Annotated in this window: 11 protein-coding genes; 6 read left to right on the forward strand and 5 right to left on the reverse strand. The window is 46.7% G+C overall.

What is annotated here, in order from left to right; translation table 11 throughout:
- Positions 1-29: 29 nt before the first annotated feature.
- A complete protein-coding gene (upp, locus tag BW980_RS05990) occupies positions 30-683 on the forward strand; it encodes a uracil phosphoribosyltransferase (RefSeq protein WP_076454696.1) in 654 nt (217 codons plus the stop codon).
- An 8-nt stretch (positions 684-691) separates the two neighbouring features.
- On the opposite strand, the gene BW980_RS05995 is transcribed toward upp, so the two are convergent.
- Complete coding sequence (locus tag BW980_RS05995) at positions 692-3,229, reverse strand: cation-translocating P-type ATPase (RefSeq protein ID WP_076454041.1); 2,538 nt, start codon at positions 3,227-3,229, stop codon at positions 692-694.
- 208 nt (positions 3,230-3,437) lie between these two features.
- On the opposite strand from BW980_RS05995, the gene BW980_RS06000 reads away from it, so the two are divergent.
- From BW980_RS06000 to BW980_RS06020, 5 genes are all read left to right on the forward strand, one after another.
- The gene (locus tag BW980_RS06000; protein ID WP_076454042.1) at positions 3,438-4,520 is read left to right on the forward strand and encodes an efflux RND transporter periplasmic adaptor subunit; all 1,083 of its coding nucleotides are present in this window, start codon (positions 3,438-3,440) and stop codon (positions 4,518-4,520) included.
- On the forward strand, positions 4,517-5,779 hold the full coding sequence (locus tag BW980_RS06005) for an ABC transporter permease (protein WP_076454043.1): 1,263 nt from the start codon (positions 4,517-4,519) through the stop codon (positions 5,777-5,779). Before BW980_RS06000 ends, BW980_RS06005 begins: the two co-directional genes overlap by 4 nt.
- Before the next feature lie 10 nt (positions 5,780-5,789).
- A complete protein-coding gene (locus tag BW980_RS06010) occupies positions 5,790-6,461 on the forward strand; it encodes an ABC transporter ATP-binding protein (RefSeq protein ID WP_076454698.1) in 672 nt (223 codons plus the stop codon).
- Positions 6,462-6,575: 114 nt separating this feature from the next.
- A complete protein-coding gene (locus BW980_RS06015) occupies positions 6,576-6,962 on the forward strand; it encodes a SpoIIAA family protein (RefSeq protein ID WP_076454044.1) in 387 nt (128 codons plus the stop codon).
- 44 nt (positions 6,963-7,006) lie between these two features.
- Entirely contained in the window at positions 7,007-7,957 is a 951-nt protein-coding gene (locus BW980_RS06020; RefSeq protein WP_245799974.1) for a L,D-transpeptidase, read from the forward strand.
- A 16-nt stretch (positions 7,958-7,973) separates the two neighbouring features.
- Here the strand turns inward: BW980_RS06020 and BW980_RS06025 are convergent, their stop codons facing one another.
- The 4 genes from BW980_RS06025 to BW980_RS06040 form a co-directional block, all read right to left on the reverse strand.
- Positions 7,974-10,127, reverse strand: a complete 2,154-nt coding sequence (locus tag BW980_RS06025; protein ID WP_076454046.1) for a xanthine dehydrogenase family protein molybdopterin-binding subunit — start codon at positions 10,125-10,127, stop codon at positions 7,974-7,976.
- A complete protein-coding gene (locus tag BW980_RS06030; RefSeq protein ID WP_076454047.1) occupies positions 10,120-10,611 on the reverse strand; it encodes a (2Fe-2S)-binding protein in 492 nt (163 codons plus the stop codon). Before BW980_RS06030 ends, BW980_RS06025 begins: the two co-directional genes overlap by 8 nt.
- A 235-nt stretch (positions 10,612-10,846) precedes the next feature.
- On the reverse strand, positions 10,847-11,275 hold the full coding sequence (locus tag BW980_RS06035; protein WP_076454048.1) for a DUF1801 domain-containing protein: 429 nt from the start codon (positions 11,273-11,275) through the stop codon (positions 10,847-10,849).
- A 170-nt stretch (positions 11,276-11,445) separates the two neighbouring features.
- Positions 11,446-11,961 (reverse strand): DUF5004 domain-containing protein, encoded by a 516-nt coding sequence (locus BW980_RS06040; protein WP_076454049.1) that lies wholly within the window; start codon positions 11,959-11,961, stop codon positions 11,446-11,448.
- Between the last annotated feature and the right edge of the window lie 128 nt (positions 11,962-12,089).

Consider the following 12,089-nt stretch of genomic DNA (forward strand, 5'->3'; position numbering starts at 1 on the left):
ATATTCATAACTCAAATCAAACGATAATTATGACGATTCATAACCTTGGCGAAAACAATTCGCTGATGAACAAATTCATTGCTGAAATTAGGGATGTTGCTATCCAAAAGGATGCTATGCGGTTCAGGCGGAATATTGAGCGTATCGGGGAAGTGCTAGGTTATGAAATGAGCAAATCGTTTCGGTACGAGAGCAGTCAGGTACACACACCATTAGGAAGCAAGGAAATGGACCTACCCACGGACAAGGTGGTTTTGTGTTCCATTTTACGGGCCGGACTTCCCTTGCACCAGGGATTGTTAAATTATTTTGACGGGGCGGAAAATGCTTTTATTTCGGCCTATCGCCACCATAGGGGAGACGAAGATGCCTTTGAGGTCGTTGTCAACTATTTTGCGGCACCTTCCTTAGAAGCTAAGATATTGGTGTTGACAGACCCGATGTTGGCTACCGGGAAAACATTGGAGAATGTCTTGAAAGTACTGAAAAACCAAGGCACGCCGGCACAGATACACATTGTTTCGGTCATAGGGGCACAAGAGGGTGTGGCCCACGTTCAAAAGGTATTTCCAGAAAACACCCATCTATGGATTTCTGCCATTGACCCCGAACTGAATGCCAGGGGCTATATTATACCTGGCATAGGGGATGCTGGTGATCTGGCCTATGGCGAAAAACTTTAGGTTCTTCCCTAGGGCGCCTTCATGCCTTTTTCCAACATATTAGTTTTTCTTAGCCCTAGGCGTTTGCCCCATTTTACCACCTCGTACCAGAGCACCGAAATACTACCGGCCAATAGGCAGACCGACAATTGGTCTACGTTCAAGGTGCTGAATTCAAAGAAGGTGGTCAAGGGGGAGACAAAGAGCAGGCTAGCGGCCAAGGCGGCCGTTATGCCAATAATCAGGCCAACTAGATTGTTCTTATACCTCAAGGTCGTCCATAGCGAGTAATAGAAAGATCGGTTCACCAAGGTCAAAAAGATATTGGCCACGATCAACACCATAAAAACCATGGTACGGGTAGTGTCTTCATCAAAGCTTTGCGCTACGGCATATTGGTAAACCGATAGTGAAGCCAAGGTGATGATCAGACCTTGTACGATACTTGTAATCAATTCGTTGAAATTGAAAAATGTGGTCGTAAACGGCCGGGGTCTTTGGTTCATGGTATTTTTTTCCATAGGCTCGTTCTCGTAAATAATGGAGCAGGTGGGGCCCATGATGAGTTCCAGCAAAATAACATGCGATGGTGAAAATATGGAAGGGAAGCTCCACCGTAGGGCCAAGGGGATAAATACCGTTAATATGATGGGAATATGGATGGAGATAATATACTGGATCGCTTTTTTGAGGTTGGTATAGATCTTTCGTCCCATGGCAATGGCATCTACCATTTTAGAGAGGTCGTCGTCGACCAAAATCAATGAGGCCGCCTGCTTGGCGATTTCCGTGCCCTTTTTTCCCATGGCAATGCCGATGTGTGCCGCCTTGAGCGCCGGGCCGTCGTTGACCCCGTCACCTGTCATGGCCACGACTTCCTTGTTCACTTTTAGGGCATTGATAATTCTAAGCTTGGCTTCTGGAAACATTCGGCTGAACACATGGGTGTCCGTTACCCTCTCCTGTAATTCCGCATCGGTCAACTGCATCAATTCGTCACCCGACATACATTTGTCGTAGCCAATAAAATCGATTTCCTTGGCAATAGCTATGGCCGTAGCGGCATTGTCTCCGGTTACCAGTTTTACGTTTATTCCGGCCGTATTGAAATCTTTGAGCACCTGGGGGATGTTTTCCTTTGGCGGATCGTAAAAGGCCACCAGTCCCTTAAATTCGAATTTAAAGTCCTGTTGGTATTGAGGAAAATCGTTTCCTTCGAATAGGGCCTGTCCTACGCCCAATAAACGAAAGCCTTGTTTGCCCAGTTTCTCTATGGTAGAGTAGATGTATCGCTTTTCCTCGTCGCTGAGGTTCGAGCCTTGTATCAGGGCTTCCGGTGCGCCCTTGGCGGCAATGATCCGTTGACCGGCCCGATTTTCGAACAAATGCGTCATCATGGGCGGCTTTCCGCTTAACGGATATTCGTGGATCATGTGGTAATTGGGCCTTTCGTCCACCTCCGTATGCTTTGCATAGGCTTGGTGCAAAGCGATTTCCATGGGGTCAAAAGGTATGGGCTCACTGGCCCACATGGCTATGGTAATTAGTTCTTTTTCTTCGTTATTTAAGCCTTCCTCGAGAGAGACGACCCTTGCGGCCCTAATGGAAAACAATAGGGCCAAGCTCATTTTGTTCTGGGTGAGGGTCCCGGTTTTGTCGGTGCATATAACGGTGGCGCTACCCAAGGTTTCCACCGTTTTCATCTGTTTTACCACAACGCCCAATTTCATCAGTCGCCAGGCTCCCAAGGCCATAAAGGTGGTAAAGGCGACGGGAATCTCTTCGGGAAGAATACTCATGGCAAGTGTCAGCGCCTTTAGTAAACTATCGAGTACGTCACGTGAATTGAAGTAATTAATGCCCCATACCAAGAGAAACGTAAGGCCGCCCCAAAGGGCCATCTGCTTTACAAAATTGGCGATTTGCAGTTCTAAGGGCGTTTTTTCGTCTTCAATGGTGTTTAGGCTGTTGCCGATTTTTCCGAGTTGGGTGTGATTGCCTATAGCGGTAACGACGGCAATGGCCAGGCCACTGGCTACGGTGGTGCCGCTAAAAATAGTATTGTCGGTAGAGGATACATCCTTAAAGACCGAAAGCGACTCTCCGGTGAGTATGGATTCGTTTACGGAGAAGTCGTTGGAATGAACGATGGTGCCATCCGCAGGAACCATAGTGCCTTCCTCTACGATCAGGCTGTCGCCAACGACCAGCTCCTCACTGGGGATCTCTACGACCTTGCCGTTACGGATGACCTGGCAGTTGGGTTCGGTTAGGTTCTTTAATTTTTCCAAGGCCTTCCGGCTTCTCGAATCTTGATAAAGCGAAATGGAACCCACCAATACAATGGCGGTGACCATAAAGATGCCGTCGCCAAAATTGCCGCTGATAAAATATATGGAAGAGGCCACCAAGAGCAAAAGGATCATAGGTTCTTTTAGAAGACCTTTTAGGGCATCTAAAAAACCGTTTTTTTCCTTATAGGTAAATGAATTGGCCCCGTGTGTTTTTCTTGACCGGTTTATCTGCTCGTCGGTCAGTCCCTCAATACCCAAGTTCTCAACGGCCATATACGTTCTTTTTTCAAAAATAGGTGAAATAAAATATAGCGTGATTGATCTATGTCATTTTATTGGAGTAAGTTAAAGGTGCCATGGGCAGGTCGCCTTCCGAGGGTGAGAGGGGGCTTTTTTTTTACGAAATTGTCGATAGTATGACTTATCTCATGTTCTTGGAATGGAATTTCGCTTTACTTTGAATATCTGCAATTTATAAACTATGCGTTATATATTTATATGGGTCTTGGTATTGGTACTGCAATCGTGTGGTGACGAACAGGAAAAAATCCTTCCCCAAAAAACGGAACTCACCGAATCGGTATATGCATCGGCTACGGTACAGCCCGATAGCCTCTATAAGGTGTATTCGGCCGTTGGCGGAATTTTAGAGCGCAATTTGGTAGAAGAGGGCGATCGTGTCAAAAAGGGAAGCCCTTTGCTGCAGATCATCAATAATACTCCCAAGCTGAATACGGAAAATGCCAAGCTTTCGTTACGTTTGGCCCAAGAAAACTATAACGGTAGCGCAGCCGTGCTCAAGGGCTTGGAAGACGAAATAAAAGCGGCCGCCCTATCGTTTCATAACGATTCCATCAATTTCTATAGACAGAAACGCCTGTGGTCGCAAAACATAGGGGCTAAGGTTGAATTTGATAACCGTAAATTGGCCTATGAGCTTTCCCGAAACAATCTCAACCTTCTAAAAAGTAAGTACGAGCGCACCGAGAACGAACTGTTGACCCAAGTACGTCAGGCTCGTAACAACTATGAGTCGGCACAGATCAATACAAAGGACTTTACGGTAACGAGCAAGATTAACGGCAAGGTCTATGAACTGATGAAAGAACCCGGTGAAATCGTAAGCACTATGGAGCCCATAGCGGCAGTAGGAAGCGATTCGGTTTTTATCATCAAAATGCTGGTAGACGAAGTGGATATCGTAAAACTCGGTTTGGGCCAAAAGACCTTGGTTACCTTAGATGCATACCCTTCGGAGGTGTTCGTTGCCACGGTAGACAAAATCTATCCACGTAAGGATGAGCGCTCACAGACCTTTACGGTAGAGGCCAGTTTTGACGACCCGCCAAAAATCCTGTATCCGGGATTGGCAGGTGAGGGCAATATTATCATCGCCCAAAAGAAAGAGGCATTGACCATTCCCAAAGCCTATCTTATAAATGGCAACAGCGTACGTACCACTAACGGTATGGTAGAGGTGGTTACGGGACTGCAAAATTTAGAACGGGTAGAGATTGTTGAGGGAATCGGCGAAACTACCGAGCTGTTAAAACCGGAACAATGACCAATTGGAGCGTTATATTGAACATTGCCAAAACACATTTGGTAACCAAGGTAAAGTCTACGGCTACGGCGGCCCTCGGGATTACGTTCGGTATTGGCGCCTATATTACCTTGATCAGCTTTATGACCGGACTGAACGTTATGTTAGATGGACTCATATTGAACCAAACGCCGCATATTCATTTGTACAACGAGATCGAACCGAGCGAATCCCAGCCCATATCGCTTTATGACGAATTTCAAAATTCGGTAAACATCGTGCATTCGATTAAACCTAGGCGAAGTCAGAAGAAAATTCATAACGCCCTGCCCATTTTAAGCTATCTAAAAAAGGATAAGGAGGTAAAAGGGGCCACGCCCCAGCTCAGGGCGCAGATCTTTTATTTGTCGGGTTCCATAGAATTGAGCGGTAACCTAGTGGGTATCGATATTATGGAGGAGACACGGCTCTCCAATATGGGCGATTACATCATTCAAGGAAGCCCTCAAGCCCTCAAGAATACTGAAAATGGCATATTGCTAGGTTCGGGCCTTGCCGAAAAAATGTCGTTGTCGGTGGGGGATAGGGTACAGATAAGTACCGTATCGGGCGATATTTTTCCCTTGAAAATAGTAGGTTTTTACCAAAGCGGGGTGGCCGATGTAGACAACATTCAGAGTTTTGCCAACCTTAAGACCGTACAGCGGATTCTAGGCGAGGCACAGAACTATATTACCGATATCAATATTAGACTGTTTAACATTGAAGGGGCACCGGCCATGGCAAAACGGCTGCAAAAACAGTTTGATATAAAGGCTACGGATATCAATGAGGCCAATGCCCAGTTCGAGACCGGATCCAACATTAGAAACCTGATTACCTATGCCGTATCCATTACTTTGTTGATCGTGGCCGGCTTCGGAATTTACAACATCTTGAACATGCTCATCTACGAAAAAATGAAGGATATCGCCATTCTGAAAGCCACGGGGTTTTCGGGGCGCGATGTACAGCTCATTTTTATGAGCCAGGCCATGATCATTGGAGTGGTAGGAGGTGTTCTCGGTCTCCTCCTTGGCTTCGGCCTATCGCATATCATAGACAATGTAGCTTTTGAGACGGCCGCCCTTCCCACCATAAAGACCTATCCTATAAGTTTTGATATCAGCTACTATGTGGTGGGACTCACTTTTGCACTGCTCTCTACCTTTATTGCAGGTTGGCTGCCTTCCGTAAAGGCCAAGCACATTGATCCGGTGCGCATTATTCGTGGAACTTAAAATCGGGAAAATGGAATACGTTCTAGAAACGAAAAACATCAATAAGCATTTTTATAAGCCGAAAGACTTTCATGTACTAAAGGATATCTCTTTTGGGGTAAAAGTGGGCGAGTTTGCTTCCATTATGGGAAAATCCGGATCGGGAAAATCTACCTTGCTCTATATTTTATCGACCATGGATACCGATTATACGGGTGAACTCTACCTCAACCATGAATTGGTCACGGGAAGGTCGCATCAAGAACTGTCGCGCATTAGAAACAAGCATATAGGCTTTGTCTTTCAGTTCCATTACTTATTGTCGGAATTCAGTGTTTTGGAAAATGTCATGCTTCCGGCAAAGAAACTGAACGAGAAATCACATGCCGATATTAAACGCGATGCTATGCAAAAGCTCGAAATGCTTCATATCGATTATCTGGCCCAACAGCGTGCTTCTCGAATATCGGGGGGTGAAAAGCAACGGGTAGCCATAGCCAGGGCCTTGATCAATAATCCCATTATTCTTATGGGGGATGAACCTACCGGAAACCTTGACAGTCAAAACTCTGATAACGTTTTTAATATATTTAAAAGGCTGAAAGAGGAAGAGGGACTTTCCCTATTGGTGGTAACCCATGACGAGGATTTTGCCCAACGGACGGATCGTATCATTCAAATGGAAGACGGACGTATAATATAATATCTTGAGCCCCTCACTGACCCAAGTCATACTACGAATCGACGGAAGCCTTTACTTTTGATGGATATTATACGGCTTGCAGCCTTTTATTATAACACGCTTTAAACAGGAACAATGATTGAGAAAATAAAAACTTATAAGGGCAACTCCCTAGCTTTAGAAGTTATAGACGGATTTACCGAAACCGATGAAAAATTGGCCCTAAAGTTCTTTCAGGAAAAAATTGACGAAGGATACGGGCATGTGAACGTACTGGTCAAACTCGACGAGTTGAAAATTAGCCATAGTGAGATAAAAGCACTTATGGAAGATGCCAAATGGACCCTAGGGAATTATGGGCAAATTGGGAATATAGCCATTGTGGCCAATTCGAACATCTTAAAGGCCTTGGTCTCCCTTGATGCTCTTTTCTTTGAAAGACTGCGAAAAGGTTACGAAGAGCGTTATTTTGATATTTCACAATTGGATGAAGCGCTCGAGTTTATCGCACCTAACCCGTAAGATGGCCCTTGCCCATGTCATACCTTAAAAATTGCATATATAGTTTGCCTCCAAAGTCTATTTGGACTCTCCTTGGTGTGCTTGTGCTATGCCTATGCGTGGGAGGCTGCCACAACCGTGGTAATGCCACCACGGCAACTAGGGCAGATATACGTCAGGGAAAGCCGATTTCCCTTCCCCATAAAAAGGCGAAGACCTATGAAGATATACACCTATCGAGAAACATCAAGGTGGCTGAGTATTTTGAATATTTGGATTCTTTGGTGCAACGCTACGATTCCTTGGTACCCTATCCCTTGTCGGAACATTTATTGGTACGGAACAATCCGTGGATTATAGATACTTTGGCGAATACCGATTACTACCGTATGATGGCCAGGGATTCTTTTGTGTACGATCAAAGACAGATGATCGTATTGCCCGAAGGAAGTGTACTGCACCTTCCTGACTCGGCAAAGGCCTGTCGCCTGCTCGATGATTTTGCCCATACCGAGATCGATGTGAATATACCCGAGTTTAAACTGCGTATTTTTCAAGATTCCGTTTTGCTCCATACATTTCCGGTCAGGGTAGGGCAGAACCGACAACGTTATTTAAAAATGGGAGACCGTATTACCGATTTAAGAACTAAAACCGGGGAAGGAAGCATTATTAGGCATGCAAAGCACCCAGACTTCTACAATCCTGTAAACGGGCATCAGTTTTATGTGACCAAACGTGATGACGGAAAGCTTACGCAGATGCCGCAAATTCCATGGATAGAGACCGAGATCAATGGAATAAGGAACGGACAAATGATACATCCGACCACGAATCCCAAGAGTTTGGGGAAGGCTTATTCCAATGGATGCATAGGTACCCGTGAGGCCGATGCTTGGGTCATATATTATCATGCCCCCTTGGGTACCAAATTGAAAATCCGCTATGACCTGGAAACCTATTTTGAAGGTTCGGTAATATCGGTCTTAAAGGATATCTACGGGCTTGAAGAGTAAGCCTGTGTTTTCTTTATCACGATAGTTTTAGGGGTAGTTGCTGCAAACGTTTCCCTGTCAAACGGAATACGGCATTGGCCACGGCAGCGGCGATAGGTCCCAAAGGTGGTTCGCCCACGGGTCCCGGGCGGTCTCGCCCTTGTAGCAGTACAACATCTATTTCTTTAGGGGCGTGTTTCATCAAGGCCATTTCGTACGGGCCGTAAATGGTAGGTTGCAAGGAGCCGTTTTCAACGTACATCTGTTCGTGCAAGCCGGCACTGATTCCCATAATAATGGCACCTTCACATTGCGCCCTTACTTGATCGGGATTGACGGCAATTCCGGGGTCGAGGGCACAGGTTACCTTATGCACCTTGATCTTTCCATCTTCAATCGACACTTCGGCTACTTGGGCACAGGGTGTTCCGCTATCGATCGAGGCGGCAAGCCCCATGGCACGACCGTTCACGGCCTGGTCAACATAACCCGCCTTTTTCGCGGCGCTTTTTATCGTTTCTTTTAATCGTATCCCGAGGGGATCGTCGGCTATTTGTCGCAATCGAAAATCAACCGGCCCTATACCGGACTTGACCGCCATGGCATCGATAAAGCTTTCAATGGCAAAGGTATTGGCCAAAAGCCCGAGACTTCGCCACCAGCTAGTGGCGAAAGGCAGACTTACATGCCAATAGACCGATCTGTAATTCGGCACCTTGGTGTATTGTAAAAAACCACCGCGAATGGCTCCGATATCGGCGCCGAGGATACTGGGAACGATATCGGACACAAGGGCCGAACGGTTGCCTACATCGCCACTTACAAAATGGTGTTCCAGTCCTTCCAAAAGGCCGTCCTTATTTAATCGTCCCTTTAAAATATGGTGTGTAGGCGGTCTGAACATATCGTGTTGAAACTCTTCCTTTCGACTAAAAAAATATTTTACGGGCTTGCCTACGGCCTTAGACATTAGGGCGGCCTGAACGGCATGGGGCGTATGTAGCCTTCTTCCGAAACCTCCCCCCAAATAGGTGGGTATCACGTTTACCTTTTCCTCGTCGAGGTTTAGGCGATTGGCAACTTCTTTTCGGGTAAGGCCGATTACTTGGGTGGAAATCATTATGGTGGCCTTGTCTCCATCTACGGAGGCCAATACGCCGTTGGGTTCTATTTGGGCATGTGCACCGATAGGACTCCTAAACTCCATTTCCACTACACCTTCGCCTTTAAGGGCTTGGCCTTCTTTTTGGATTATGGTCGATTTTCCGTTGCCTACGGTCATCATGGTCACAATATCCTCGGTCTGCAGCTCGCTTTGGGTTTTCCAATTGACCGTAATGGCCTGTTTGGCATTTTCGGCTTCCGTCATAGAACGGGCCACTATACCCACAAAATCGTCTTCTTCAATAATTTTTACCACGCCGGGCATATTTTCGGCCTTTGAGGTATCGGCACTTTCAAATGAGGCCCCGATAGTGGTGGGCCGTACAATAGCACCGTAAAGCATGCCGGGCATGGTGGCGTCCATACCAAAAATAGGTTCCCCAAAAACCTTGTCCGAGAGGTCTACGCGGGCTACGGGAGTGCCGATATATTTATAGGCCTTGAAATCTTTTAGGGGCGGGGTATCGGGAATATCCCATTCCGTTACGCCCATGGCCACTTCCGCATAGCTGAGGCTTTGGCCGTTTCCTTTTACGCTAGCGTTTTCGGTAAGGAGTTGATCGGGGTCTACCCCTAGTTTTTTAGCGGCTTCTATTTTGAGCATTTCGCGAGTGGTGGCCGCCATTTCACGTAGCGGCTGCCATAGTCCGGAAATCGATGTACTGTCTCCTGTGGCCATACCGTCGATATTGCCGGTGGCCGTGGTAGCATGAACCACTTCGATCTGTTCCATGCTCACATCGAGTTCGTCGGCGGCCATTTGCGCCAGACCGGTAAAGCTGCCTTGTCCCATTTCTACTTTTGGGGAATGGAGGCGTACGGTATTCTGTTCGGTAATCTCGAACCAGAGCATGGGGTCGTTGGTGCTGCCCATATAGGCGGTATCCATACTATTGGCCAGGCCTAATACTTTTCTGCGAATAGGGTTGCGGAGAATATAGGTGCCGACCGCAAGCACTCCTAATGTGCCCAATCCTCCCCTGACGATAAATTTACGACGCGATAGCGTTTTCTTTTCCTTAGACATCGGTATCGGTTTTAGGGGTTATGGCTTGGTTCAGCTCGGCCGCGCGATGAATGGCCTTTCTCATGCGGTAATAGGTACCGCAACGGCAAACGTTGATAATGTTGCGGTCGATATCTTCATCGGTCGGGTTTGGAATCTTGTTGAGCAAGGCGGCGGTGGCCATCATAAAACCAGGTTGGCAGTAGCCGCATTGGGGAACGATTTCCTCGATCCAGGCCTGCTGCACCGGATGTGGGGCCTTTGCATTGCCCAAGCCCTCTATGGTCGTGATGTTTTTGCCCTGGGCGAACTTGGCGGGATAGGAACAAGAACGTACCGCTTCGCCCTCAACATGTAGGGTGCAAGCACCACAGGCCGCTTTTCCGCAGCCGAACTTGGTGCCTTTTAAACCGATGATATCCCGTATTACCCACAAGAGGGGGGTATTTTCATCGGCAAGATCAACAGAACGTTCTTCGTTGTTGAGCTTAAATTCTAGGATCATAGCTTTTGTTTTGTTTGGGGCCGCTTTAATGAGGGCATATATTGCACTCTTAAACGGCTTGCCAAGGCATAAGATGGTTTGGGGGTCTTTTCGCCGTATTGTTAACTGGTAGCGATACGGTTCTTAAATATAGGGCTCCAAGGGCGAGTTATCAAAAAAATCGAACACCCTTATTGGGAAATGTTACGAAAAATGGCTTAAAGCACAGTCTGTGCCGCTGGAAGTACGTTTGGCACTATATGCCCAGTGTAGGCAATTTCTTTACCTTGTGATAGGTCAGTGCCGCTGTGATGCAATGGACCAATATTTCGGTTGGGAGTTCGGCATCCAATTTAAAAACCAGGGCGCGTTTGCCCTCATAATCCAACGACCGGTTAAAGATTGCCCTAAAGGTTTCTACCAATCTGCAGGTACATTTAAAATAAAGGGCATATTGATCGGGTGATTTGGCTTTCCAATCCATGCGTAGCGTGCTGCCAATGGAGGTAAGGTAGCTTGGCTCGCCCCATTTTAGGGTTTCTTCCAAGTGGGTGATGCCCTCGATCCCTTTGGCCGTGTCGATTACCAATTGCCGTAAGGCCAGCATTTGGGGTCTTACCGAACTTGGGTAGGCGTCAAAAACAGCGGCTACTTCGGGGGAGGTCTTGAGTTGGAAGTCTGTCATAGATTCAACCTTTTGGCGGCTAAATTACAATATACAAGGCTAAGGCTCCTATTTTTGTATAAAAATCAGAGACCTCACTTGAGGTTGAATAAGGTACAAACAAATTTGCCGACCAAGGGATTTCCTTGATCGGCAAAACCTCGTTGGCACAGTTGAGGTGGTATTTTGGCTTATTGGGCCGTGTAGGTAAAGGTGACTTTAGCCTGAACGACCTTGCCGTCTATGTCTTTTATGTTGAACGTATCGGTAAACGAAAATTCCGATGCGTCATCTTTAATGTTCAGCGAAATGTTCTGAACGATACAGGCTCCTACTAGGCTCAGTACTTCGCCGCTAAGTTTCCAGGTACCACTTAAAGTGGCCTTGTTGTCGCAATCTTCGGCGACATGGCTCTGCTTGTAGGTGTAGGTCCTGTCGCTACCAAAGGTGTAAGAGGCGTCTTTTTGGCAGTCTTCGTACTGGGCAAAGAGGTCTTTTATCGGGTTGTCTTCTTCGTCATCGGTCAGGTCTACTTCCGTGTCGGCCATCATACCGGTAAGAACCCAGTCCCCTTGCATTTTTTCCTCACTTGCGGCCAAGGCTCCCGTATAGTTTTCGGGGCATTCAATATCGTTGTCAGAGTTACATGCGGTAAACAGTGCGGTGACGACCGAAGCGGTAAGCGCAAAAAATAGGTTTCTTTTCATAAAATATAGATTATTGGTTCGTTAGCTAGATACTTGAAAAGTAAAAAGGTTGCGAGCTGGGATTGTTAAAAATGGAGCATAGGATAGCGATCAACATACAATATTGGCTAGGGGGGGCGGGCTATCAT

Source organism: Zobellia uliginosa (assembly GCF_900156625.1).
Classification (GTDB): domain Bacteria; phylum Bacteroidota; class Bacteroidia; order Flavobacteriales; family Flavobacteriaceae; genus Zobellia; species Zobellia uliginosa.

Coding starts and splice junctions, on each gene's coding strand:
- upp (WP_076454696.1), top strand. CDS start 30: ATGACGATTCATAACCTTGGCGAAAACAATTCGCTGATGAACAAATTC.
- BW980_RS06035 (WP_076454048.1), bottom strand. CDS start 11,275: ATGACAGACTTCCAACTCAAGACCTCCCCCGAAGTAGCCGCTGTTTTT.
- BW980_RS06040 (WP_076454049.1), bottom strand. CDS start 11,961: ATGAAAAGAAACCTATTTTTTGCGCTTACCGCTTCGGTCGTCACCGCA.
- BW980_RS06000 (WP_076454042.1), top strand. CDS start 3,438: ATGCGTTATATATTTATATGGGTCTTGGTATTGGTACTGCAATCGTGT.
- BW980_RS06025 (WP_076454046.1), bottom strand. CDS start 10,127: ATGTCTAAGGAAAAGAAAACGCTATCGCGTCGTAAATTTATCGTCAGG.
- BW980_RS06030 (WP_076454047.1), bottom strand. CDS start 10,611: ATGATCCTAGAATTTAAGCTCAACAACGAAGAACGTTCTGTTGATCTT.
- BW980_RS06015 (WP_076454044.1), top strand. CDS start 6,576: ATGATTGAGAAAATAAAAACTTATAAGGGCAACTCCCTAGCTTTAGAA.
- BW980_RS06010 (WP_076454698.1), top strand. CDS start 5,790: ATGGAATACGTTCTAGAAACGAAAAACATCAATAAGCATTTTTATAAG.
- BW980_RS06005 (WP_076454043.1), top strand. CDS start 4,517: ATGACCAATTGGAGCGTTATATTGAACATTGCCAAAACACATTTGGTA.
- BW980_RS05995 (WP_076454041.1), bottom strand. CDS start 3,229: ATGGCCGTTGAGAACTTGGGTATTGAGGGACTGACCGACGAGCAGATA.